General features: G+C 62.3%; 20 protein-coding genes. 10 read left to right on the forward strand and 10 right to left on the reverse strand.

Going from position 1 to position 23,720, the window contains the following annotated elements:
* Nucleotides 1–14: 14 nt before the first annotated feature.
* The 5 genes from ACR30Z_RS14785 (at nt 15) to ACR30Z_RS14805 (ending at nt 4,705) form a co-directional block, all read left to right on the forward strand.
* Nucleotides 15–1,220, forward strand: coding sequence for a Gfo/Idh/MocA family protein (locus ACR30Z_RS14785; protein WP_434373271.1), 1,206 nt, complete (start codon nt 15–17; stop codon nt 1,218–1,220).
* Nucleotide 1,221: 1 nt separating this feature from the next.
* The gene (locus ACR30Z_RS14790) at nt 1,222–2,220 is read left to right on the forward strand and encodes a sugar phosphate isomerase/epimerase family protein (RefSeq protein ID WP_434373273.1); all 999 of its coding nucleotides are present in this window, start codon (nt 1,222–1,224) and stop codon (nt 2,218–2,220) included.
* A gap of 95 nt (nt 2,221–2,315) precedes the next feature.
* Nucleotides 2,316–3,215 (forward strand): TolB family protein, encoded by a 900-nt coding sequence (locus ACR30Z_RS14795; RefSeq protein WP_434373275.1) that lies wholly within the window; start codon nt 2,316–2,318, stop codon nt 3,213–3,215.
* A 4-nt stretch (nt 3,216–3,219) separates the two neighbouring features.
* Nucleotides 3,220–4,236 carry a Gfo/Idh/MocA family protein gene (locus ACR30Z_RS14800; RefSeq protein WP_144650244.1) on the forward strand — a complete coding sequence of 339 codons (1,017 nt, stop codon included), beginning with the start codon at nt 3,220–3,222 and terminating at the stop codon, nt 4,234–4,236.
* Nucleotides 4,229–4,705, forward strand: coding sequence for a heme-degrading domain-containing protein (locus ACR30Z_RS14805; protein ID WP_144650243.1), 477 nt, complete (start codon nt 4,229–4,231; stop codon nt 4,703–4,705). The genes ACR30Z_RS14800 and ACR30Z_RS14805 overlap by 8 nt, the downstream gene beginning before the upstream one ends.
* A 24-nt stretch (nt 4,706–4,729) precedes the next feature.
* Here ACR30Z_RS14805 and ACR30Z_RS14810 read toward each other — a convergent pair whose 3' ends face one another.
* From ACR30Z_RS14810 to ACR30Z_RS14845, 8 genes are all read right to left on the reverse strand, one after another.
* Nucleotides 4,730–6,145: a glycoside hydrolase family 32 protein gene (locus ACR30Z_RS14810; protein WP_144650407.1), complete on the reverse strand. Its 1,416-nt coding sequence runs from the start codon at nt 6,143–6,145 to the stop codon at nt 4,730–4,732.
* A gap of 143 nt (nt 6,146–6,288) precedes the next feature.
* Entirely contained in the window at nt 6,289–7,839 is a 1,551-nt protein-coding gene (locus tag ACR30Z_RS14815; protein WP_434373276.1) for a glycoside hydrolase family 32 protein, read from the reverse strand.
* Nucleotides 7,836–8,930, reverse strand: a complete 1,095-nt coding sequence (locus ACR30Z_RS14820) for an ATP-binding cassette domain-containing protein (protein WP_434373277.1) — start codon at nt 8,928–8,930, stop codon at nt 7,836–7,838. The genes ACR30Z_RS14815 and ACR30Z_RS14820 overlap by 4 nt, the downstream gene beginning before the upstream one ends.
* Nucleotides 8,927–9,889 (reverse strand): ABC transporter ATP-binding protein, encoded by a 963-nt coding sequence (locus ACR30Z_RS14825; protein WP_434373279.1) that lies wholly within the window; start codon nt 9,887–9,889, stop codon nt 8,927–8,929. Before ACR30Z_RS14825 ends, ACR30Z_RS14820 begins: the two co-directional genes overlap by 4 nt.
* Complete coding sequence (locus ACR30Z_RS14830; RefSeq protein WP_434373280.1) at nt 9,886–10,812, reverse strand: ABC transporter permease; 927 nt, start codon at nt 10,810–10,812, stop codon at nt 9,886–9,888. The genes ACR30Z_RS14825 and ACR30Z_RS14830 overlap by 4 nt, the downstream gene beginning before the upstream one ends.
* A 10-nt stretch (nt 10,813–10,822) precedes the next feature.
* The gene (locus tag ACR30Z_RS14835; RefSeq protein ID WP_434373281.1) at nt 10,823–11,800 is read right to left on the reverse strand and encodes an ABC transporter permease; all 978 of its coding nucleotides are present in this window, start codon (nt 11,798–11,800) and stop codon (nt 10,823–10,825) included.
* Nucleotides 11,801–11,945: 145 nt separating this feature from the next.
* Complete coding sequence (locus ACR30Z_RS14840) at nt 11,946–13,619, reverse strand: ABC transporter substrate-binding protein (RefSeq protein ID WP_434373282.1); 1,674 nt, start codon at nt 13,617–13,619, stop codon at nt 11,946–11,948.
* Between the two features lie 78 nt (nt 13,620–13,697).
* Nucleotides 13,698–14,768 (reverse strand): LacI family DNA-binding transcriptional regulator, encoded by a 1,071-nt coding sequence (locus ACR30Z_RS14845; RefSeq protein WP_434373283.1) that lies wholly within the window; start codon nt 14,766–14,768, stop codon nt 13,698–13,700.
* 513 nt (nt 14,769–15,281) lie between these two features.
* Here ACR30Z_RS14845 and ACR30Z_RS14850 point away from each other — a divergent pair.
* Nucleotides 15,282–17,909 carry a GH32 C-terminal domain-containing protein gene (locus tag ACR30Z_RS14850; RefSeq protein ID WP_434373285.1) on the forward strand — a complete coding sequence of 876 codons (2,628 nt, stop codon included), beginning with the start codon at nt 15,282–15,284 and terminating at the stop codon, nt 17,907–17,909.
* 107 nt (nt 17,910–18,016) lie between these two features.
* Here the strand turns inward: ACR30Z_RS14850 and ACR30Z_RS14855 are convergent, their stop codons facing one another.
* On the reverse strand, nt 18,017–18,310 hold the full coding sequence (locus tag ACR30Z_RS14855; RefSeq protein WP_434373286.1) for a putative quinol monooxygenase: 294 nt from the start codon (nt 18,308–18,310) through the stop codon (nt 18,017–18,019).
* A gap of 50 nt (nt 18,311–18,360) precedes the next feature.
* Nucleotides 18,361–19,359 carry a LacI family DNA-binding transcriptional regulator gene (locus tag ACR30Z_RS14860; RefSeq protein ID WP_434373287.1) on the reverse strand — a complete coding sequence of 333 codons (999 nt, stop codon included), beginning with the start codon at nt 19,357–19,359 and terminating at the stop codon, nt 18,361–18,363.
* 177 nt (nt 19,360–19,536) lie between these two features.
* Between ACR30Z_RS14860 and ACR30Z_RS14865 the strand changes: the two genes are divergently transcribed.
* From ACR30Z_RS14865 to ACR30Z_RS14880, 4 genes are all read left to right on the forward strand, one after another.
* Nucleotides 19,537–20,649: a substrate-binding domain-containing protein gene (locus ACR30Z_RS14865; RefSeq protein ID WP_434373288.1), complete on the forward strand. Its 1,113-nt coding sequence runs from the start codon at nt 19,537–19,539 to the stop codon at nt 20,647–20,649.
* An 87-nt stretch (nt 20,650–20,736) separates the two neighbouring features.
* Nucleotides 20,737–21,783 (forward strand): ABC transporter permease, encoded by a 1,047-nt coding sequence (locus ACR30Z_RS14870; RefSeq protein ID WP_434373289.1) that lies wholly within the window; start codon nt 20,737–20,739, stop codon nt 21,781–21,783.
* Complete coding sequence (locus ACR30Z_RS14875) at nt 21,780–22,574, forward strand: ATP-binding cassette domain-containing protein (RefSeq protein ID WP_434373290.1); 795 nt, start codon at nt 21,780–21,782, stop codon at nt 22,572–22,574. Before ACR30Z_RS14870 ends, ACR30Z_RS14875 begins: the two co-directional genes overlap by 4 nt.
* A gap of 115 nt (nt 22,575–22,689) precedes the next feature.
* Nucleotides 22,690–23,646, forward strand: a complete 957-nt coding sequence (locus ACR30Z_RS14880) for a carbohydrate kinase family protein (protein WP_434373291.1) — start codon at nt 22,690–22,692, stop codon at nt 23,644–23,646.
* The last annotated feature ends 74 nt before the right edge of the window (nt 23,647–23,720 follow it).

The following is a 23,720-nucleotide window of genomic DNA, read 5'->3' on the forward strand; positions in this document are numbered from 1 at the left end:
AAGAGAACAAGAACATGACCACCCCCGCCCACCCGTCCGACCACACGCCTTCCCCGGCCGAACGCCCAGCATCCTCCCCGTTAGGGGTTGCCGCCATCGGCTATGCCTTCATGGGGAAGGCCCATTCGAACGCGTGGCGGAACGTGGCCAGCTTCTTCGACGTCCCGGCCTTCGAGCAGAAAGTGCTGGTTGGCCGGGACGCCGCCCAAGTAGCGGAGGCAGCAGCCAAGTACGGTTGGGCCGAGTCCGCCACCGACTGGCGCTCCGTGATTGAACGGGACGACATCCACATTGTCGATATCTGCGCCCCGGGGTGGATGCACGCGGAAATCGCCACTGCCGCCTTGGCCGCGGGCAAGCATGTTCTGGTGGAAAAGCCGCTCGCCAACACCATTGCCGAAGCCGAAGCCATGACTGCCGCGGCCATTACGGCGCGGGCCCAGGGGGTCCAGTCCATGATCGGGTTCAACTACCGCCGCGTCCCAGCCCTGGCGCTGGCCCGCGAACTCATTGCCGAAGGACGCCTCGGCACCGTCCGGCACGTCCGCGCCGCCTACCTGCAGGACTGGCTCTCCGACGCCGAAGCCCCCATGACCTGGCGCCTCCGCAAGGAAACCGCCGGCTCCGGCGCCCTGGGCGACATCGCTTCCCACGCGATCGACCAAGTCCTGTTCCTCCTGGGCGATGCCGTCACCGAGGTCTCCGGCCGCCTGCACACTTTCGTGGACCGCCGCCCCGGGGCTGACGGCCTGGAAGATGTAACAGTCGACGACGCCGCCTGGGCCACGCTGACACTCGCCTCCGGAGCAATCGCCTCAGTAGAGGTCTCCCGCGTGGCGACGGGCCAAAAGAACTCCCTCAAGCTCGAAATCTACGGCGACAAGGGCACCATCCTCTTCGACCTCGAAGCGCTGAACGAACTCGGCTTCCTGGACGCTACCGTGCCCGTCCGAGAACAGGGTTTCCTGCGGATCCTGGTCAACGAACCCGAGCACCCCTACCTCGAAGCCTGGTGGCCGCAGGGACACATCATCGGCTGGGAACACACTTTCACGCACCAGATCCGGGACTTCCTCACGGCCATCGCGGCCGGTGAGGCTCCGTCGCCGTCGTTCGAAGAAGGCCTGAACGTCCAACACATCCTTGCTGCCGTGGAAGAGTCCGCGGCCGCCAAAAGCTCACTGATCCAGTTGCACGCAAACCCTATTGAAGGAGCCTGACATGCCCCGCCCGTACACCCTGTTCACCGGCCAGTGGGCCGACCTCCCCTTCGAGGAAGTCGCGCGCCTTGCCTCGGGCTGGGGCTATGACGGTCTGGAAATCGCCGTCTCCGGAGACCACCTGGACGCCTGGCGCTGGGACGAACCCGGCTACGTCGAGTCCAAACTCGCCATCCTGGAGAAGTACAACCTGAAGGTCTGGGCCATCTCCAACCACCTCAAGGGCCAGGCCGTGTGCGATGACCCCATCGACTTCCGCCACGAAGCCATCGTCGGCTCCCGCGTCTGGGGCGACGGGGAACCCGAAGGCGTGCGCCAACGGGCCGCCGAGGAAATGAAGCACACCGCCCGCCTCGCCCGCGCCCTGGGCGTGGACACCGTGGTCGGGTTTACCGGCTCCTCCATCTGGCAGTACGTGGCCATGTTCCCGCCCGTCCCCGAGAAGGTCATCGAAGCCGGCTACCAGGACTTCGCCGACCGCTGGAACCCTATCCTGGACGTCTTCGACGAAAACGGGGTCCGCTTCGCCCACGAAGTCCACCCCTCCGAGATCGCCTACGACTACTGGACCACCGTCCGGACCCTCGAAGCGATCGGCCACCGCGAAGCGTTCGGCCTGAACTGGGACCCGTCGCACTTCATGTGGCAGGGCATCGATCCTGTGTCCTTCATCTGGGACTTCAAGGACCGGATCTACCACGTGGACTGCAAGGACACCAAGCTTCGCCCCACCGGCCGGAACACGGTCATGGGCTCGCACCTGCCGTGGGGCGACCCCCGCCGCGGCTGGGACTTCGTCTCCGCCGGACGCGGCGACGTGCCCTGGGAATCGTCCTTCCGCGCCCTCACCGCCATCGGCTACAACGGACCCATCTCCGTGGAATGGGAAGACGCCGGCATGGACCGCCTCCACGGCGCCCCCGAAGCCCTCGCGGCCCTCAAGAAGTTCGACTTCCCCGCCTCCCAAACCAGCTTCGACGCCGCCTTCAGCCAGGACTAACCCTCCTGAGTTTTTGTACAGCTAACGCCCTTTTGAAGCCTTCTTCAGGGCGTTAGCTGTACAAAAACTCCCATTAAAGTGGCAAGGAGCCAACCGTGATCCGCACCCTTCAACCCGGCCAGCGCTGCGAGGTGTGGATCGCGTCGGTCACGGGCCACAGCGAAACCCTCTACGCCACTGACCACATTCTCCTCGAAGCCCCGAACTGGACCATGGACGGTTCAGCCCTCATCCTGAACGGGGACGGAAAACTGTGGCGTCTTGACGCTTCCACTGCGAAACTGACCCAGATCCCACTCAGCGGCATCCCGGCCCTGAACAACGACCACGTCCTGGCACCGGGTGGCGAAGGCATCTTCCTCTCCGCCAACGACGGCCATATCTACCGTGGACTGCTGGAGGGTGGCCCCGCTACCAGGATCACGGATGACGACGGCTGCTTCCATTTCCTCCACGGCGTCAGCCCCGATGGCAAGGAACTCGCGTATGTGGGGATCGAAGCCGGCGACTTTACGCAGCCGGGTCGCCTGATGACCATAGCGTCCGACGGCGGTGCTGCCGCCCGGGTCGATGCAAGGCCCCTCGACGTCGGTTCAGGCCACTGCGATGGCCCGGAGTACTCGCCCGATGGGAAATGGCTCTACCTGAACACTGAGTCCTTCACCACGGCGCCCGGCCATGCCCAGCTCGCCCGGATTCGCGTGGACGGGTCCAACTTTGAACAACTCCTCGATTCAGAGACCGTCGACTGGTTCCCGCACCTCTCCCGCGATGGCAGCCACGCCACGTATCTCCGGTTCCCCAGCGGTACTGTTGGCCACCCCGCCGACGTGCCGGTCGCCGTCGTGCTTGTTTCGACCGAGGACTGGACCGTTCCCCTCCATACATGGCCACTCTTCGGCGGCCAAGGTACCCTCAACGTCAACAGCTGGTCGCCGGACTCGACGCACTTTGCGTTCGTGGCCTACCCACTCGCAGACTCAACGAAGGACTAACGACGTGACCTCTCCCTCCCCGATTCGCTGGGGCATCCTTGGCACCGGATTCATCGCTGGCCTGCAAACGCAGGACCTCAACGGGAACGGCTTTACCGTGCAGGCCGTTGGCTCGCGGAACCTTGAATCAAGCAAGGCGTTCGCTGGGCGATACGGTGTGACCACGGCGCACGGGAGCTACGAAGCGCTGGTGGCGGACCATGACGTGGACGTCATCTACATCGCCACACCGCATCCCTTCCACCACGCGAACGCTCTCATGGCGTTGAACGCCGGCAAGCACGTGCTGGTGGAAAAGGCGTTCACCATGAATGCCCGCCAAGCCCAGGAGATCGTAGCTCTGGCCGAAGCCAAAGGCCTGGTGGCTTTGGAGGCCATGTGGACGCGATTCCTCCCCCATATGATCCGCATCCGCGAACTGATCCAGGAAGGCGCCATTGGCGAGGTCCGGAAGGTGGTGGCCAGCCATAACCAGAGCCTGCCCAAGGACCCTGCCCACCGGCTGAACGATCCCGCTCTGGGCGGTGGCGCGCTGCTGGACCTGGGGATCTACCCGATCTCCTTCGCGTTCGACATCCTTGGCACGCCTGCCGCAATCCGGGCAAGCGCGTCCATGACCGCGACGGGTGTGGACCGGCAGACGGCCGCCATTTTTGACTATCCAGGCGGACAGCAAGCACTAGTGGATTGTGAACTCGACGCCGCCAGCGCCAACCGGGCCATGGTGATCGGCACCGAGGGGTGGATCGACATCGAACACACTTGGTACAACCCCGTGCCGTTCACCGTTCATGCCGTTGACGGCAGCGTTATCGAACGGTACGACCAGCCCGTGAACAGCCGGGGCATGCAGTACCAGGCAGCCGAGCTGGAACGCCTGGTCAGGGCCGGTTCCACTGCTGGAACCATCCTGCCGCCGAGCGAGAGCGTGGCCATCATGGCAGCGATGGATGAGATCCGCAGGCAGATAGGGCTCCGCTACGACTCAGACGCCGTCTTGGAAGGAAACGACAATGACTGATTCACCGCGCCTTACCGAGCTCCGCCAGCAGGAAGAAGAGCTGGTCTTCGCCAGCTTCGATCATCACGACGCTTGGCGGCTCGGCTCGCTCATCGCCAACCACGCCATCGCTTCCGAGTTCGGAGTGGCGATCGACATCCGCCGCCACAACATCGTGCTCTTCCGTTGTGTCCTGCCCGGCGCAACGTCGGACCAGGAAGAGTGGATCCGCCGGAAGTCCGCGTCCGTCCTGCGGTTTGAGCACAGCACAGCGTTGCTCTCCGAAGATTTCGCCGCCCGCGGCCACAGCCCTGTAGGTGGGGGCTGGCTCGCCCACGAGGATTACACGCTGGCCGGCGGTTCGTTCCCCGTCCGCGTGCGTGGTGCCGGGGTGGTGGGGGCGGTTACGGTTTCCGGGTTGAGCTCGGACGATGACCACCAACTGGTGGTGGATGGGATCCGGAACTACCTGAAGACGGTTGGGGCTTAGTCGGCTTCAGCGAAACCCTAGACCTTACTTGAACTCACGGATGGTCAGGTTCCGGAATGTGGCCGCTCCTTCGTGGGCGTAGAGGCGGATGCCGTCATCGCCTTCAAGAGGGAAGACCCGGTGCGAGTGCACCACACGCCCGTCGCCGACGAACACCTCCACGCTGGTGCGGTCCACCAGGATGCGTAGCGTGAGTCTCCCTGCGGAGGGGTCTACCGGGGTTTGGGTTTCACCCGCTGTGGGGTTGATCGTGGGGCGGCGGTTGACGTAGGTAAACGGGCCACGCAGGAAGACGCCTGCGGCCACATGCCTGCCTCCATCTGGCGCACGGCATACCTCCAGTCCGAGATTGGCCGGCGGTGCCGCCGGGTCCCAGACCAGCTCGCAGCTCAGATCGTAGGCGTTCGAGCGGATCTTCAGGTCATGAGTACCGGCAACCGCCACATCACCCAGTCGATGTGTGCGCTTCACGTGCTCCCCCAGTGCAGACGTGGGGGTGGATGCGAGGTAATAGGCCCCGTTTCCACGCTTGAGCCGGACATCGCGGACAATCATGTCATCGCCGTTGTAGCCGTCAGTGGCAAGGGTTGGGGTGTTGTGGGGGTAATCCCAGAAATTGGCCCAACCAAGTGCCCGGCGGAGGGTTGGGTCCTCCGCCCCCGACGCATCGTGATGCGGGTACGTCACTGCACCATAGAAATCGAAGCCATAATCGAGCCATTCCGGCTCGGAATGGTCAGGCGTGAAGGAACTGCCGTCGAAAGCCCCAGTCCAATACGCATAAGTCGCTGGCAGTCCGCGGCCCTTGCCGTTGGCGCTGGTGCCCAAGACCCAATGCGAAGTGCCGTCGTCGGCAGTCATCCGAAAGAGGTCAGGGCACTCCAGAAGCCCCAAGTCGCTGCGAAGAAACTCGCCAACACGTTTCCAGGACCGCAGGTCCCGGGAGGCGTAGAAGCCCAGCTTTTGTCCCTCGGCATTCGCCATGAACCACCTGCCACGGTCCTCATCCCATATCACCTTGGGATCACGGAAATCAGGCACCCCCGGGTTGGGCAGTACCGGCGCCTGGCCTCCCGGCTTAAAGGAACGGCCTTTGTCCGTGGAGTACCAGAGGTACTGCGCTTGCCGGCCTTCCGGCGCCTGCGTAACAAGGGCAATGACTGCTCCCGCACCATATCCCGCAGTATTTCCCTCATCCACCACCAGGCATCCGGACCAACAATCACCATTGCCGTTGCTGAACTTCGGTATCGCGACACCACGGTCCCGGAACGCGACGTGATCTGAAGTGGTGGCCCGGCGCCAGGACGTGCCGCCACCACCCGTGATGTAGTCGGCGTTGTACAAGTAGTAATAGTGGTACTCCCCATCCAGGTAGATGGGACGTTGGGGATCGTTTTTCCAGTTGTCGGTCACGCTGAAGTGATAGACGGGACGCATCCGGGACGATCCTTTCGAGGGGTTACCTGCCGCCGAGGCGGGCCCAACGGGGGTGGACAGCGCCAGGGAGCCGCCCAGCGCGGCCGCACCGGCGCCGGTCAGAAGTCCGCGCCGGGAAACTGACAGTGATTTTTCCATGGGTCTTACTTCCGTTCCGGCAAGAGGCTACGGGTCTCTTCAAAAACCCCAGCCATGGTCCATGCATCGAATGTGAGGAGCCGCACCGAACCTTCAGTGGCAGCCAGGGTGACGTGCTCGCCGCCCAAAGTCGGGTAGATACGGGCCGTGAGCGGCTTTCCGTTGGCGAAAATTTCGACGGCGGACCGGTCCACCAACACGCGCAGGCGAACACGACCGTCCGTCATGGGAAGGGGTCCGGACTTGTCTTCCACATCAACGGAAGGGTTGAGGCTGCTGCGGGTGCGGTCCAGACGGAGCGTGGCAGCGAGCGTTCCGTCGGCGGGCCGGCTCAGCACGATCAGCGTTTCCTCAGCACCATCCGTGGACACCAGCACTCCGAGCCGAAGCTCTGCACCGGGAGCCAGCTGCACATCCAGCTCAAGGTCCAACTGGTTGCCGGACACTCCCGTTGTCACGGGCGTTCCGTCCCCCACCAACACCTGGGCCGGCACGCTGACGTGATTTCTGCGCAGTTTCTCGATTTCGGGTAGAGGTGCGAACTCCAGGGTTCCGTCGTTCGCCAAAGTGGTGACACGCGGCAGGCTCATGACCCCGGACCAGCCGGCTTCCACCATTGCCGCATCACTTCGGCCTTCTTGCATCCAACCGAACATGACGCGCCGGCCGGACTCATCCTGGAAAGACTGCGGGGCGTAGAAGAAACGACCTCCGTAGTCCAGTCGGTGCAGCGCCTCGGGCTTGAAGGTGTCGCCGGCGTAGCGACCGGTCCAGTACAGCGGGTGGCGGGTATCGCCGTCGTCCCATGCAGAGAAGACCAGCACATCCGGCGAGTTGTCATTCGGTGCAGACCCCAACGTTCCACGACCCGCCCTGAACAAGTCAACGCATTCCCACATGGTTCCGGTCCAGTCCGTGTCCGAGGGATCACCCTGGGACGCATCGCCGATGAACAAGGGGCCGACGTAGTCCCAGGAGCGAAGGTCTGAGGACTCGTATAAGAACGCCGTCCCACCGCGGTGGCGAATGCCTGATCCCACCAACTGTCGCCACTTGGTTCCCTCCCGCCATACGCAGTGGTCGCGATACGCAGTGACCTCCACTCCGCTTGGAGGGGCTGCAATCACGGGGTTCGCGGCTTCCTTGGTCCAGCTCAGCAGGTCCGGTGATCCCACCGCGACACAGGGCAGTTCCTTACCCTCGAACCGCCCTGAGTACACCAAGGTGGGTGTGCCGGCGTCGTTCACCAACACCCCCGACCAGCAGCCCTCAGCGTCCGGTCCTACGGAAGGCTCCAAGGCAACCGGCTGGTCTGTCCAGGTGACGAGATCGGGGCTGGTGGCGTGGCCCCACTGGATGCGATGGTGGAACGCGCCTTCCGGGTTGTACTGGTAGAAGAGGTGGTAGGTTCCGTTCCATTGGCTGACGCCGTTGGGGTCGTTGAGCCAGCCGGCCGGGGAGACAAAGTGGAAGCGCGGCCTCAGCGGATCGGCTTCGGCGCGGGTCACCAACTCATCCTGCGGAACGGTGGCGAGCGGATGGGTCAGTTCAGTCATGCGGAAGCCTCTTCTTGAGCGTTCGACGCCGGGTGGCCGGTTTGGATAGGTTCACTCGCCAGGGCATGGCCACCGGCAGCGGCCCACGGACGGTACAAGTGGCAGCGCACCCAGTGGCGGTTTGCGGGGTCCCCCACCTGATGGCGGACGGGCTCTTCGGCAGAGCAGGCCTGGTTCGGGTCGCCGTCGAACACGCAGTGTGTCGAGGCCATGACCGCCTGCCGCAATTCGGCCCGGCGGACGGGATCGTAAGAGCCTGCCCGGGCCGGATCCGGGACGGCCGAGACCAGGAGTTGCGTGTAGGGGTGCGCAGGGTTGGCCAACAGGTCCAAGGATTCGCCCTCTTCAACGAGCTCACCGGCGAACATGACCGCCGTCCGGTCCGCCAAGTAGCGGGCAGACGCGAGGTCGTGGGTGATGTAGAGCATGGAGATACCTTGCTCGTCGCGGAGCTTGCGCATCAGGTTCAGCACGCCGATCCGGACAGAGACGTCCAGCATGGAGGTAGGCTCGTCAGCCAGGATAACCTGGGGTTCAACGGCCAGGGCCCGGGCTATCGCTACGCGTTGGCGCTGGCCGCCCGAGAGCTCGTGCGGGTATGAGTTCAGCATGTCAGCTTCCAGGCCAACAGTGGTCATAAGTTCTTCGAGCCGCCGCTGGGTCTGCTCCCCGGAACCGCCGCCTTTGCCGTGGATCGCCAAGGAACGCCGCAGGAAATGCTCGATCCTGTGGGCCGGGTTCAAGGAGCCAAAGGGGTCCTGGAACACCATCTGCAGTTGGGATCGAAACGCCCGTGATGCTTGGAAGCGGTCGCGTTTGAGGACGTCGACGCCATCAATGAGGATCTCGCCCGAGCTCGGCTTCTCGAGCCGTGCCACAGAGCGAGCCAGAGTGCTCTTGCCTGAACCGGACTCCCCCACGAGCGCCACAATCTCGCCGTTGCCGATGGTCAGATCGATCCCGTGCAAGGCGCGGACAGAATCGCGGGAGAACAAACCACCAATCGGGAAAGTCTTTCCCAGGCCGCGAATCTCCAGGGCAGGGGTGCCGGTCTTGGACACAGCTGAGGGGGTCATCAGGGAGTGGCTCATCGCGCAGCTCCTTCCAGGTTTGCTGAATCAATCACCGAAGCGTCGGAACCAAACGGAGCCACAAAATGGCCGGGTACCACCTCGGTGAGGTCCGGGATGTTCCGGAACTTCACGCCGTCGGGCAGGCCTGTCAGCGGTACGCGGGGCCCAGTGAGTGGCGGAAACGCGCTCATAAGCGCCTGGGTGTAGGGGTGGCGGGGGGTGGCGTAGACGTCCTGGGCTTTTGCGGTCTCTACGATCCGGCCGCCGTACATCACGGCCATGCGGTGTGAAAGCTCCACCATGAGGGACATATCGTGCGTGATGAAGAGGACGGAGAAGCCGAGTTCGCGTTGCAGTTCTTTGATCTGCGCCATGATTTCCTGCTGCACCACCACGTCCAGTGCGGTGGTGGGCTCGTCCAGGATCAACAGTGACGGCTTGAGCGCCACGGCCATGGCAATGACGGCACGTTGACGCATTCCGCCGGAGAGCTGGTGCGGATAGGACTTGAGTCGAGCGGGGTCGATCCTCACGAGCTCCAGCAGTTCACCGGCACGGCGCAGCGATTCCTTGCGGGAGTAACCGGCGTGGGTGGTGAAGATGTCCACGATCTGTTCGCCGATGGTCAGCACCGGATTGAGGGAGTTCATGGCCGACTGGAACACCATGGCCACGTCCTGCCAGCGGAAGCGCCGCAGTTCTTCAGGGCTCATGGCAAGGACGTCCTTGCCGCCGAAGGAAATGCTTCCACCGGCGATCTTTGCGGGATCCTTCAGGAGCCTCATGATCGAGTTTGCGATGGTGGACTTGCCGCAGCCGGACTCCCCCGCGAGACCGAACACCTCACCGGTGCCGATGCTGAAGGAAACATGATCGACGGCGGTGGTAGAGCGGGTGTCGCCGATGTACTTGACCGTGAGGTCCTTGACGTCCAGGACGGGTTCGTGGGATCCGAAGGAAACTTGGGAGATGGTCATTTGGCGGCGCTCGTTTCGGTGTCTTTCGGAGTCTTGATCTTTCGCAGCCGCGGATTAGTGACTTCATCCACGGCGTAGTTGATCAGGGCAAGGGCGAACGCGACCAGCGCGATACATACGCCTGAGGGTACGAAGACCCACCAACTGCCCGTGAGCAGCGCGCCTTCGTTGCCGGCCCAGAAGAGGTTGTTGCCCCAGGAGACCGTGCTGACATCGCCCAGGCCCAGGAACTCCAGGCCCGCTTGGGCGCCAATGCCGTAAATGACGCACGCCAGCAGGGTGCCCATGACGATCGAGGCCATATTGGGCAGGATCTCGCGGAACATGATCCGGCCTGCACGTTCGCCGGACACCACGGCCGCGGCTACAAAGTCCTTGGAGCGGATGGATAGTGCTTGTGAGCGCAGGACGCGGGCTGACCCGGCCCAGCCGGTGACCACGAGAACCAGGATCACTGTGCCCAGACCCGGCGGAAGGAAGGCGGCCAGGATGACCAGGAGTGGGAGGCCGGGCAGAAGCAGGAAAACGTTGGTGACCAAGGACAGTGCTTCGTCAATGAATTTGCCGAAGTATGCCGAAGCAAGGCCAACCAGGATGCCGATAAAGGTGGATGCCAGGCCCACGGTCAGTCCCACGAACAAAGAACTCCGTGAGCCGTGGACGGTCAGCGCGAGCACGTCCTGTCCTTTGGCGGTGGTCCCCAGCCAGTGTTCGGCCGATGGTTCAAGGGAAGCCATGGCGGTGATCCTTGAGGGATCGCCAGGAAACAGCACGGGCGCCAGCAAAGCCAGTGCAAGGAAGATGACCATCACGGCCATGCCCGTCAGCGCTTTCTTGTTGCTGATAAGGCCGTGGATGAAGCTGCGGTTGGGCTTGCGGACAGCCGGTGTTGGTGTTGTCTGCTTCAGAAGTGTGGTTGTCATGATCAGTCCTCTAGATGCTGCGCACGCGCGGGTCGAGGCGGACGTACAGGATGTCCACCAGGAAGTTGGCCAGCAGAACAGCAGCGGTGATGGTCAGGAACAGGCCCTGCATCAGCGGGTAGTCCAGTCCCTGGACGGCGTTGAGGAGCTGGTAGCCGACGCCGGGGTACGCAAACACCACCTCCGTAAGCAGCGCGCCACCCACCACGAATCCCAGTCCCATGCCAAAACTCGTCACCGACGGGAGCATGGCATTGCGTGCTGCGTAGCGGAGCATGATGCGGCCGGGGCGGAGTCCCTTGGCTTCGGCCATGGTGATGTAGTCCTCGGAATTCGTGGCGATCATGGTGTTGCGCATGCCGAGCATCCAGCCGCCGATGGACACCAGAACGATCGTCAGCGCCGGCAGCACAAGGTGGGCACCGACGTCGCCGATGAACTCCCAGGTGAACGCCGGCTCCAAACCGTCCGTGAACGCATGCCGGATCGGGAACCAACCCAGCACTACGCCGAACAGGTACAGCGCACCCATCGCAAGCCAGAAGTACGGGAACGAGCCAATGAACACCAGCACGGGCGGAAGCGCGGAGTCGATGGCTCCCCCGCGCCGCCAAGCGGCCAGGATGCCCAGCAGGTTACCCACGACGGCGGCGATCACCAGTGCGGTTCCGCCCAGCAGGAGCGTCCAGCCGATTTGGGACGAGATGACCTCGGTGACCGGGGTGGGGAAACGGGAAATGGACACGCCCATCTGCCCGGTGAAGATGTTGTGCATGTAGTCGATGTATTGCTCCCAAATGGGCCGATCATCAACACCCAGCAGCTTGCGCAGGGCCTCGATCTGTTCAGGTTGCATTCGGTCCTGGGAGCGGGCAAACATGCGGGACACGGGGTCGCCCGGCATGAATCGCGGGAGCAGGAAATTCAGGGTGATGGATGCCCAGAAGGCGATCAGGTAGAAACCCAGGCGGCGCAGGATGAAGCGCACGGTTTCCCTCCATTCGGGAATTGCGGAAATGTGGGGGCACGCCCGGCGGTATTGCCGGGTCAGACGCGAGTGGCCTGATCAGCGGCAGAGGGCCGCCGGGCGTGCATTGTGAGGCCAGCCAGGCACACCTTCGTGGCGGGTGGGACTACTTGCGCGGTTCCAGCGTGGTCAGGACCAGCACCGTCGTAGGTGAACGGACGGAGAGCGTGGCGTAAGGGTTGTCCTCGGTGGGCCAACCGGTGAAGCGGGTGTCATTGAAGGCGCCCCATTCAGGGCCGGAGAACAGCGGCACCAACGGTGCTACGTCGTTGTACTCTTCCTGCAGCTTGTTAGCGATGTCCTTCTGCTTGGACTCGTTGGCCTCCGCAACGAAGTCAGCCAGCAGGGCATCGACCTTCGCATCGCCGAAGCGGTGGTAGTTATCGAATGTCTTCGTGCCTACCGGCTTGACCGTGGAGGTGCCCATGGAGGTGTTGAAGTACTTGTAAGGGCTGGGATCGTTGGCGCTCCAGACGATCCCGGAGTCGAAGTCGCCGGTCTCGTAGCCGGCAACCACTGCAGCCCAGTCAGGGGACTCCACCTTGGCAGTAACGCCCACCTCGGCCAAATTCTGTGCGATCACGTTTGCCACGGACAGCCAATCAGAGGACGTCGCGCCCACGGAGATCTTGAACTCGAAAGGCTTCCCGTCCTTGAACGTGCGCTTGCCGTCAGCTCCCTTGGGGTAGCCCGCCTTGTCCAGGAGCTCGTTGGCCTTTTGGACATCGTGGTTGGTCCACGTGCAGTTGTCCTTGACCTGGGTGTTCTTCCAGGTCTCGTAGTTGCCGGACAACCCGGTGCAGTCGGCCGGCTTGGCGTAACCGCTCATGCCGATCTTTGTGACCTGCTCGCGGTCCACGGCCATGCTCAGTGCTTTGCGGACGTCGACATCGTTGAACGGCGCTTTGGTGGTGTTGAGCTGCCAGTTGATCATGGCACCCGTAGCCGGGAACCAGTACTGCCGGTGTTCCTTGTCTTTGGAGACAAAGGTCTTTTCGATGTTCGGAATGTACTGCGGGGCCCAGTCCACGTCCCCGTTCGCTGCGGCGAGGTTGGCACCGTCGTTGCCTGCGAAAGCGAGCATCTTGATGCCGGCGATCTTCTGCTTCTCAGGCTGCCAGTAGTTGGGGTTCTTCTTCAGCACGAAGGACTGGGCCTGGAAAGTATCAACTTCGGTGTACGGTCCGGTACCGACCGGCTTGGCGTTGGCATCTTTTTCCGGGTCCGGCATAGCCGACCAGATGTGCTTAGGCAGGATGGTGAGTTGGCCGACGTCGTATAGTGCCGGTGACCATGGCTTGTTGAAGTTGAACGTGACCTTATTTCCCTCGGCGGTGACGGTGTCCAGGTACTCGAAGCCACCCTTGATCTTCTTCTGAAGTTCGAACGTGTAGGCAACATCGTCAGCCACGAAAGGCTGCCCGTCGGACCACTTCACACCATCACGGAGGGTGAAGGTGACCGACTTGCCGTCCTCGGCTGCTTTCCACTCGGTGGCCAGCCACGGCACCGTTTCTCCCTTGGCCGGGTTGAAGATCAGGAGGGATTCGTAGATGGACTGCTGAACCATCGGGTTCACCGTGGGAGCGAACGGGTTGAAGTTCTGCACGAACGTGCCCATGTCCTCACGCGGGATAGTGAGGAACGCGCTGGCGTTCGCTCCGGCGTCGGAGGTGCTTGTTTTGGTGACATTGGCCGTGCAGCCGGTGAGCAGCATTGCGCCCACTGCAAGGCTTGCCGCCGTCATCCGGGCAGCCCGGAAGTATCGGGGTTGTGTCATGATGGTTATCTCTTTCCTGTCTTCATCAGCAAGGTGAAGGGGTGGGTAAGGGTTTGCTCTTCGAGGTTGATTTCGCGGTCAGACCGAAGAGCGTTCTAGCAGCGGACAGTCGACCAATTGCTGGTCGGCAAGGATCGGCTGTCCTGCTGTAAGAGCTGCGAGTGTCTGGACGCCCAGGGCGCCCATTTTTTCGAAGGGCAACGCAACCGTGGTCAATTTTGGCCGCAAATAGGCCGCAATGAGTTCCTGGTTGTCGAAGCCGATCACGGCGATGTCTCCGGGGATGGTCAGGCCCCGTTCCTTAATGGCGTCATAAGCGCCCATCGCCATACGGTCGTTGAGGCAGAACAGCGCCGTTGGCCTCTCCTTTTGTGGGTAGCGATCCAGTATCTGGCACGCGGCGTCGTAGCCGCCGTCAGCCGTTGCATATCCGGACACCACCAATTCCGGATCCAGCTCCAGTCCGGCAGCGGCGAGTGCTTCGCGGGCACCCTCCAATCGCCCTACCGCAGCGGGAATCACTGGGTCAAGGTTGATGACTCCGATCCGGGTGTGGCCGGCGCGGAGCAAGCGTTCGACGGCGACCCGGCCTCCCCCACGCTCATCAGGGACGATCGAGGGCAGTTTTCCGTCTGCGTCGAAGCAGTTGATCAGGACAGTGGGGACTTCGTTGGCACTTTCGGGGACGTGAACGCCCCGGTGAAAGGTGGCTGCGTAGAGGAGTCCTTCCACCCGTTGTTCCAACAGCTTCTCCGTAGCAGCATCTTCCAGGCCCTGGTTGGGTCCCACGGCATCGGCCTGGTCGGAGGGCGCGATGAGCAGGAACCGGCGGTCAAGCCAGGCTTGGTCCTGGGCTCCTTTGATGATGTCGACGGCGAACGGAGCCGTGACGATCTCCGTCACGATCCCGTACCAGTCACTGCGTCGGGATGCCAGCGCACGGGCGCCGGCGTTGGGGCGGTAGCCCAATTCCTGCACGGCGTCGTTGATCCGGGTCCGGGTTTCCTCGGAAATACTCGCGTTCTCCCGGTTGCTGAGCACAAACGAAACAGCTGTGCGGGAAACACCGGCGTGCTTGGCGACATCCTTCATGGTGATTCCCCGCTGCTTTACAGCCATGGGGGTGTCTGGGTTGGTGCTTTTCGCCATCGAATGCTCCGGTGTTCTTCACTGATTTGGGTCTGCGCCAAACCTTCTTGTTTGGAAGACCGGGTGGAAACCCTACGTTGGTAACGCGCGTTACCTCCCGGACATGTGACTCAGGTTACCCGCGTTACTCGGAATCTGTCAACACCCCTATTCGGCGCGGGAGTTGTTGAGTCATCCGACCCGTCGGCGCGCTGGGGCCCACTCGCTGGAGGCAGGCACCCACTGGCCAGGCAGGCAGTGATCGATTTCGCGAGCCCCCCGCCCTTTCGGGCCTCAATGGATGGGCGGCTGACCAAACTCCTGGAGCGGGGAATCGTCGCGCTTGCGGCCGTATGGGAGATCTTTTCGACACCGCATCTGACAACGATGTCTTCATAGTCGCGTCTTTCGAGCCCCCGGTGGAACTCCGAAAATTCCGTTGACTTGTCCGATGGACATGTCATAACTTACAGGCACTGACAACGTTGTCTAATTGGGGATGGGCACGCGCAATGAAGGGCGAACAGAAGAATAATGACGAAATCCACTATCAGTAGGGTGCGGGCAGCGACGTCCGCGTTGACGCTGGCGGGGCTGACTCTTTCGGGCATCTTGGCCGGTGTGGCGCCAGCCTCTGCGGCACCGGAGGTGGGAAGTGAGCAGTTTCGACCTGCCTACCACTACACGCCCGCCAAGAACTGGATGAACGACCCCAACGGGTTGGTCTTCCATAAAGGCGTCTACCACATGTATTACCAGCACAACCCCTCCGGCAACACGTGGGGCAATATGTCCTGGGGTCATGCCACGTCGAAGGATTTGGTTCACTGGCAGGAGCAGCCGCTGGCGCTGTCCACCGATGCGCAGGAGGACGTGTTCTCCGGCAGCATTGTGGTCGATAAGGACAACACCACGGGCTTCGGAACGAAGAAGAATCCCCCGCTGGTGGCCATCTACACCAGCGCCTACAAGGACCCCTCACCCCACCGTGGCCTGCAGGCCCAGTCCCTTGCCTACAGCATCGACGACGGCCAGACGTGGACCAAATACTCAGGAAACCCGGTGCTGAACCGCAATTCAGCTAACTTCCGGGATCCAAAAGTGTTTTGGTACGACAATCCGTCCGGCGGTGGCTACTGGGTCATGACGGCAGTCGAAGCGCAGGATCACAAGGTTCTCCTGTACAAGTCCAGCAACCTCAAGGACTGGACGGCCCTGAGTGAATTCGGACCCGCCAACGCGACCGGCGGCCAATGGGAATGTCCCGATTTGTTCCCGCTGGCAGTGGATGGGGATAAAAACAACATCAAATGGGTCATGGTCGTAAGCATCAATCCAGGCGGCGTCGCGGGCGGTTCCGGCGGCCAGTACTTCGTGGGCGACTTCGACGGCACCACCTTCACCTCTGACACCACCGAACCAGTAGCCGAAGCGCCGGCCGGCACTGTCTTGGCAGGCTTCAACGACGGAACCTACAACGGCTGGACCCTGCACAACGAACCAGGCAACTGGAAGAACGGCCCCTTCGGCGACACCCCGGCAGCCGGTTCCCTCCCCGGGCAGAGCCCGGTCACCGGATTCGGCGGAGCCGGCCTCATCAACTCATTCAACGACGGCGACTGGCCGGTGGGCTCCATGCAGTCACCAACCTTCACGGTGACCGATGACTACCTTAACTTCCTCGTCGGCGGCGGCAAGCACCCCCGTGTCTCCGACAAACTGGACAACACCCCACCGCCAGGAGAGCTGAAGTTTGACGGCTTCGAAGTGCCCAACGGTACAACGCTGGCCGACGCCGCCTGGACCGGAACCGGAGACCTGACCCCCAATTTCCAACCCGCCACCAGCGGCGGGGATTACTACATCGGGGCCAAGCGCATCAACACCTTCGAAACCGGCACCGTGCCCGGTGATGACCGCCAGGGCACCCTGACCTCCCCGGCGTTCCCCATCACCAAGAACTTCATGTCCATGCTGGTCGGAGGCGGCAACCGCGCGGCGGACTCCGGCCAGACCCTTGCCGTCCAGCTTCTCGTCAACGGCAACGTGGTCCGCTCACTGGCGGGCGACAATTCCGGCTTGTTGAACTGGAAAGGCTGGGACGTTTCGGAGTTCTCGGGACAGAATGCACAGCTGCGGATCGTTGACGAGGCTACGGGAGGATGGGGCCATCTCACCCTTGACCACGTCATGCTCACTGACACCGCCGCTGTTCCCAGGTCCGATGAGGAAACGGTGAACCTGGTCGTCAACGGGCAGGTAGTCCGCACGGCCACCGGCAACGACAGTGAAACCTTGGATTGGGCCTCCTGGAATGTCAAGGAATTCGTGGGCCAGCAGGCGCACATCAAGGTTGTCGACAACAACAGATTCGGCTGGGGGCACATCCTCGCCGATGAGTTCACGGCCAGCTCCACGGCCGCACAGTCCCGACTGGAAGCCTATGACTGGCTGGACTACGGACGCGACTACTACGCGGCCGTTTCCTTTGCGAACATGCCCGATAACAAGCGGGTCATGCTGGGGTGGATGAGCAACTGGGACTACGCCAACAACATCCCGACCAATCCTTGGCGCAGCTCCATGTCACTGCCCCGGGAGGTGCAGCTGACGCAGACTCCGGACGGACCTCGCCTTGCCCAAAACGTGGTCAAGCAGGTGGACAAGCTGGCGAAGAAACCCAGCTACACGGATAAGAAGGGCGGCGCCATCAAGGCCGGAACAACCCCCCTGCCCGCGGCCACCTCGGGGCAGGTCCAGCGAGTGGACATCACTTTCGCGCCGGGAACGGCAAAAAAGTCAGGCATCACCGTCCTGGGCGACGGCAACTCCTCCACCGTCATCGGCTATGACGCCACCACCGGAAAAATCTTCGTTGACCGCACCAAGTCCGGGAACACCACTTTCCACCCGGCATTCTCTTCCATCGAGGACGCCCCGGTCACTTTGGATAAGAAGGGCAATATCACCTTGCAGGTTTATGTGGACCGCTCATCGGTGGAAGTATTCACCGCAGACGGGCTGAAGACCATCACCGACCAGGTATTCCCCAACGCCGGCGCGGACAAGATGGCCCTCTTCGCAGAAGGCGGGACAGCGCAGCTGAAGTCCCTCACAGTGACTCCCATGGAACAATCAATGTTCCTTCCCGGTAAGAAGTAAGCACACCGGGACTGGCAGAAACAGAAAAGGTGCGGTGCCCGGCTTTCGCCGGCCACCGCATCCTTTGCTGGCCGCATCGTTCAACCACTGCGGGCGGCACGGGAGCACTACACCAGTGGAGTCAGCCAGGTCAGGACGGAACCGTCGCCTTCAATGTGATCAGCAAGTTCGGCGTTGAACTCCCGTCCGTATTCGGCACCGATATGATCCTGAAAAGCCTGCTCGTCCCGGTAGACCTCGAAGACAAAGTACTCCCGCGGGTTGGTTTCCCGCGTGTACGGCAGGAACGTCACATTCCCGGGCTCGTTTCGGACGTGCCCGGTAAGCGTTGACATCATTTCCGCGACGCGGGCCTCGCTGCCTTCCTTGACGGTGAACTCTGCATACAGTGTCTTGGTCATTGCCTGTCCTTGCTCGGTTGGTTTTCGGATTCTTCTGGTGTTTGTTCGGATTAACTGGAGGGGCGGATTTCGCCGGAACCTCGCTGTATCAGTTCCGTGGGGATGACATGAGTTCGGGCGGGGCTTTTGTCACCATCGATCCGTGCAAGGATCCGCTCAGCTGCCAGCTTGCCAATGCGTTCCGGGTGTTGGGCGATCACCGTGATGCCGGGGTCCATCATGTCGGCCAAGGTGAAGTCATCAAAACCAATGAGAGCAATCTTGTGATGCATCCCCAGGGCCTTCAGGGCCCGCATGGCGCCGAACGTCACCAAGTTCTGGCTGGAGAAGATGGCCGTCGGGGGGTTTTCGCTCGTCAGCAGTTCGTAAGCCGCCCGGAACGCGGTTTCCTCATCGTGAAGGTCCTCCCGGACATCGACGTCGACCACGGAGATGCCGGCTCGTCCTACACCGTCCAGGAACCCCGCCTTACGCCTCCCTGCAGTCTGGATGTCTGTCCGGTCCCCAAGGTAAGCGAGACGGGAGTGCCCATGTTGTGTGAGATGGGCCGCCGCCTTTGCCGCGCCAACTTCGTTGTCAGTGACGACCGCGTCAGCCTCAATCCCGGCAGGCTCTCGGTCAATGAACACCAGCGGTAAATCCCTGGAGTGCTCCGGGATCATGTAAGCCTGGCTCTTGGCGATGGTAGTCAGCACCAGCCCGTCGACCCGACGGCCCAGAAAAGCCGAAATGAGCTTCCTCTCCCGGTCAGGATCATCGTCCAGGCTTGCAGCGAAGACGGCGATTCCACGCACAGCCAGTGCGTCTTCCATGGCCCGATGAATCTCCCCGCTGAACGGGTTGGACACGCTCGGGAGCAGCAAGCCGATGGACTGGGTCTGACGTCCGGAACGCTTCAGGCTGCCCGCTGTGATGTCCAAGTGATACTGCAATTGTTCGGTCGCACGCATTACCCGCTGGCGGGTCGCCTCGGACACCCCCGGCTCGTTATTTACTACTCGCGAAACGGTTTTTATCCCGACCCCCGCGAGATCGGCCACGTTCTTCATCGTCGGGCGCTTACGCCCGGAATCGGATTGGTAACGATTAGACACCGTTGTCAACTGGCTGCTCCTCAACTTGGAATTAACACTTGACTCTATCGTGTGAGCTTGCTTACATGTTACCTGACAACGTTGTCAGTCGCTGAAAAAGCGTCTCCAACAGCCACAAAAACAGGAGTTTCAATGTTGAGTTCCAAAGTCACGCGGTCCGCCCGGACTCGCCTTCTTGCTGCCGGTGCAGTCCTGACGCTCGGCGCACTTAGCCTGACCGCCTGTGGAGGGAGCTCCACTCCTTCATCCAGCGCAGGGCCAGATGAAAAAATCGGTGTCTCGCTGATCGTCAAGACCACCTCCAACCCGTTCTTCGTCTCCATGCAAGACGGCGCTAAGAAGGCCGCCGAGGCCGACGGCGTCGATCTAAAGCTTGCTGCCGGAAAGGCGGACGGCGACGAGGACACCCAGATCCAGGCCATCGAGAATGCGATCTCCAAGGGCGACAAGGGAATTCTCATCACCCCCAACGGCCCGTCCGTCGTGGATGCCCTGAAGAAGGCCAAGGACGCCGGCCTGTTCGTCATCGCCCTCGACACTCCCCCGGACCCTGCCGATGCCGCTGACATCACGTTCGCCACCGACAATTTCAACGCCGGCGAGCTCATTGGCAAGTGGACCGCCCAGCAACTGGCGGGCAAGAAGGCCGTCATCGCTCTCATTGACCTCTTTGACGACAAGGTGGTCTCGGTGGACTACAACCGCGACCAGGGCTTCCTGACCGGCCTTGGTATCGACACTGCGGATAAGAAGAAAAACGGCGACGAAGCCAAGACCGGAACCTACACGGGCGGCAAGGGCGGTGACTACGAAATCGTTGGCAGCCAGGCTTCCCAAGGCGCCGAAGACGGTGGACGGACCGCGATGGAGACCTTGCTGGCCAAGAACCCGAATGTCAACGTTGTCTACACGATTAACGAACCCGCCGCCGCCGGCGCGTTTGAGGCCCTGAAGTCGGCTGGCAAGGAAAAGGACGTCCTGATTGTCTCCGTTGACGGTGGCTGCACAGGTGTGAACAACGTCAAATCCGGTGTGATCGGCGCAACGGCGCAGCAATACCCAGTAAAGATGGCCGAGCTGGGTGTCAAGGCCATCGTTGATCTGGCAAAGACAGGCAAGAAGCCGGCCAACTCCGAAGGCCTGGACTTCTTCAACACAGGCGTCGAACTCGTCACTGACAAGCCCGTCGATGGCGTGAAGAGCATCACCACCACCGAAGCATCCCAAGTCTGCTGGGGCAAGTAGAACCTCACAGAACGCGGGGAGGCGAGCCAAGCAGCGTCTCCCCGCGCACAGCAGTTACAGAACATGGAAGTTCAGGAGCAACCCAAAGTGACCCAGCAACAGACCGCCGGCCCGCCAAGTGCCGGGCATGCTGACCTGGCCGAGGAATTCCTCGACCGCCAGACTCCCCTCAGCAGAATCCGCAACATTCTCCACCGATACCCAGCCCTTAGCCCCGCCATTGTCCTGCTGATCGCGGTGATTGTCTTCGGGCTCCTCAATGACCGGTTCCTGCGAGTTGAGAATCTGTCCCTGATCACCCAACAGGTAGCCGTGGTCGGCACCCTCGCGATCGCCCAAACCCTGATCATCCTCACAGCCGGAATCGACCTCTCCGTAGGTGCGGTGATGATCCTGTCCTCAATGGTCATCGCGCAACTCGCGGTCAGCAACGGCATCCCGGGCCCGATTGCGCTGATTGCCGGTCTCGTCGTCGGACTGGGATCCGGTGCTCTGAACGGCTTCCTGGTCACAAGATTCCGGCTCCCACCGTTCATCGTGACGCTGGGAACCTTGAACATTTTCATCGCCCTGACGCTCCTGTACTCCGGCGGCAGCACCGTGCGTGGCTCCGCGATGCCGGACATGCTCACCTGGCTTGGCAGCACCTTTCCCATAGGACCTGTCCGGATCTCCACCGGCGTGGTCATGATGCTCCTCCTCTACGTCGCCGTCGCCTTCATCCTGGGCAAGACCGCCTGGGGACGGCATGTCTACGCCGTCGGAGACGACAAAGAAGCAGCCCGACTGGCTGGCATCCCCGTCAACCGCGTCCTGATGAGTGTTTACCTCGCCGCAGGCGCAGTCCTCGCTATCGGAGCGTGGATCCAGATCGGCCGCACCAACGCCGCCAGCCCCAACGCCGGCGTCGACCTGAACTTGGACTCCATCACCGCCGTCGTGATCGGTGGCACCAGCCTCTTCGGCGGCCGCGGCTCGATCTGGGGTTCGCTCCTCGGAGCGCTGATTGTTGGTGTCTTCCGCAACGGACTGTCCCTCGCCGGCCTGGACGTGCTCTATCAAACCCTCGCCGTGGGCATTCTGATCATCATTGCCGTCTCCGTCGATCAGTGGATCCGAAAGGTCAAGTCATGACCGCTACACAATACGAAGCCCCCCGTACCGAAACCCGTGAGCCCATCCTCAAAGCCAGGAACCTCGTCAAAACCTTCGGTCGAGTCGTCGGTCTCGACGGCGTCAGCCTGGACCTTTACCCGGGCGAAGTCCTTGCCGTCATCGGCGATAATGGCGCCGGTAAGTCCACGCTCATCAAATGCCTCACCGGCGCCGAGGTCCCGGACACCGGAGAACTCTTCGTATCCGGGCAGCAGGTCCACTTCAAGCGACCCCAGGACGCCCGTGTCCACGGAATCGAAACGGTTTACCAGAACCTGGCCGTATCGCCGGCACTCGATGTCGCTTCCAACCTGTTCCTCGGCCGCGAAGAGCGCCTGCCCGGCCCCCTCGGGAGCCTGTTGCGGATGCTCGACACCAAGGGCATGCGCAAGAAAGCCAAGGAGGAACTGACCCGGTTGGGCATATCCACCCTGCAGGACGTCACGGTTCCGGTCGAAAATCTCTCCGGTGGCCAGCGCCAAGCAGTAGCCGTGGCCAGGGCAGCGGCCTTCGGGTCCAAAGTGGTGGTCCTCGACGAACCGACAGCGGCTTTGGGTGTCCGCGAATCCAACCAGGTGCTCCAGTTGGTCCGTGACCTTCGCGACCGGGGCTTGCCGGTCATCCTGATCAGTCACAACATGCCCCATGTGTTCGACGTTGCTGACCGCATACACATCCAGCGGCTGGGCAAATGCGCGGCCACGATCACCCCGCAATCCCACTCCATGACCGACGCCGTCGCCATCATGACAGGTGCGGCCAAGGCCTGACGTCCACTCCGAACCCTTCCTTCCGTCCAACCGGAACCCATTTCTCCGTCCGTGGACCTGCCGACAGGTCCGCGGACGGACCCATACGTCCGCCGTCCTGACCGAAAGTACCGAGATGCACAGCACCTACCCGAGCGGCTCCGCCCAACAGCAACTGGATGTTGTCGTCATTGGCGAAGCCTTGATCGACATTGTGAACGCCCGAGAAGGAACCATCAGCTACCCAGGTGGCTCCCCCGCGAATGTCGCCTACGGGCTGGGTCGCCTGGGAGTACCGACCGGGCTTCTCACAGCAATCGGCGGGGACGAACACGGCGCCGCGATCACCACGCACCTCCACAGCGCGGGCGTCGAGCTACTTCCCGGATCAGAGTCCCTTCAGCGCACCGCCACCGCCACCGCCACGCTCGCAACCGACGGCTCCGCAAGCTACGAGTTCGACATCGTATGGGACCTCGCCGCCTTAGCGCCGGCGATGATTCCGAAAATCCTTCACACCGGATCCATCGCCACGTTCCTGGCTCCCGGAGCCACCACCGTGCGCGCCCTCCTCGAACAAAGTCACGACTCCTGCCTGGTCACCTACGACCCCAACATCCGCCCAGCCCTGCTCGGCAGCCATGCCGAAGCAAAGCAGATCTTCGAAGACCTGCTCCCCTTCACCGACGTCATCAAACTCAGCGATGAAGATGCTCAATGGCTGTACCCCGGGTCCTCCCTGGACGACGTAGCATCCGTGCTCCTCAAACAGGGGGCTCGGCTGGCAATCATCACCCGGGGCTCGGAAGGCGCACTTCTGGCCACCGCCGCAGCCCGCCGCAGCATGCCCTCCGTGAAGACCCACGTTGCAGATACCATCGGTGCCGGTGATTCGTACATGGCCGCCCTCATCTATGAGCTGCTGGCCAGAGGGGAAAAGGGGCTTGCCCCTACAGCACTCGAAACCATCGGCCAGACCGCAGCGGCAGCCGCAGCGATCACCGTGAGCCGACCCGGCGCCAACCCTCCGACCTCAGACGAACTTCGAACGCGGCTGAACGAACTCAAACAACAGCCACTCGCCGCCGTTTAGGCCCTGTTTCGGTGTGGAGCCACTCGACTGGAGCCAAACGGCGCACATCTGGTCGAGGGCTCTCTGCTCTCCAG

The organism is Paenarthrobacter sp. FR1, assembly GCF_051106045.1.
In the GTDB taxonomy this organism is placed as follows: Bacteria; Actinomycetota; Actinomycetes; order Actinomycetales; family Micrococcaceae; genus Arthrobacter; species Arthrobacter nitroguajacolicus_A.

Excerpts from the sequence above, each read along its gene's own strand:
- ACR30Z_RS14850 (WP_434373285.1), top strand. The coding sequence starts at position 15,282 with ATGACGAAATCCACTATCAGTAGGGTGCGGGCAGCGACGTCCGCGTTG.
- ACR30Z_RS14820 (WP_434373277.1), bottom strand. The coding sequence starts at position 8,930 with ATGAGCCACTCCCTGATGACCCCCTCAGCTGTGTCCAAGACCGGCACC.
- ACR30Z_RS14790 (WP_434373273.1), top strand. The coding sequence starts at position 1,222 with ATGCCCCGCCCGTACACCCTGTTCACCGGCCAGTGGGCCGACCTCCCC.
- ACR30Z_RS14785 (WP_434373271.1), top strand. The coding sequence starts at position 15 with ATGACCACCCCCGCCCACCCGTCCGACCACACGCCTTCCCCGGCCGAA.
- ACR30Z_RS14815 (WP_434373276.1), bottom strand. The coding sequence starts at position 7,839 with ATGACTGAACTGACCCATCCGCTCGCCACCGTTCCGCAGGATGAGTTG.
- ACR30Z_RS14845 (WP_434373283.1), bottom strand. The coding sequence starts at position 14,768 with ATGGCGAAAAGCACCAACCCAGACACCCCCATGGCTGTAAAGCAGCGG.
- ACR30Z_RS14860 (WP_434373287.1), bottom strand. The coding sequence starts at position 19,359 with ATGAAGAACGTGGCCGATCTCGCGGGGGTCGGGATAAAAACCGTTTCG.
- ACR30Z_RS14805 (WP_144650243.1), top strand. The coding sequence starts at position 4,229 with ATGACTGATTCACCGCGCCTTACCGAGCTCCGCCAGCAGGAAGAAGAG.
- ACR30Z_RS14865 (WP_434373288.1), top strand. The coding sequence starts at position 19,537 with ATGTTGAGTTCCAAAGTCACGCGGTCCGCCCGGACTCGCCTTCTTGCT.
- ACR30Z_RS14840 (WP_434373282.1), bottom strand. The coding sequence starts at position 13,619 with ATGACACAACCCCGATACTTCCGGGCTGCCCGGATGACGGCGGCAAGC.
- ACR30Z_RS14855 (WP_434373286.1), bottom strand. The coding sequence starts at position 18,310 with ATGACCAAGACACTGTATGCAGAGTTCACCGTCAAGGAAGGCAGCGAG.
- ACR30Z_RS14875 (WP_434373290.1), top strand. The coding sequence starts at position 21,780 with ATGACCGCTACACAATACGAAGCCCCCCGTACCGAAACCCGTGAGCCC.
- ACR30Z_RS14880 (WP_434373291.1), top strand. The coding sequence starts at position 22,690 with ATGCACAGCACCTACCCGAGCGGCTCCGCCCAACAGCAACTGGATGTT.
- ACR30Z_RS14830 (WP_434373280.1), bottom strand. The coding sequence starts at position 10,812 with ATGACAACCACACTTCTGAAGCAGACAACACCAACACCGGCTGTCCGC.
- ACR30Z_RS14825 (WP_434373279.1), bottom strand. The coding sequence starts at position 9,889 with ATGACCATCTCCCAAGTTTCCTTCGGATCCCACGAACCCGTCCTGGAC.
- ACR30Z_RS14810 (WP_144650407.1), bottom strand. The coding sequence starts at position 6,145 with ATGCGTCCCGTCTATCACTTCAGCGTGACCGACAACTGGAAAAACGAT.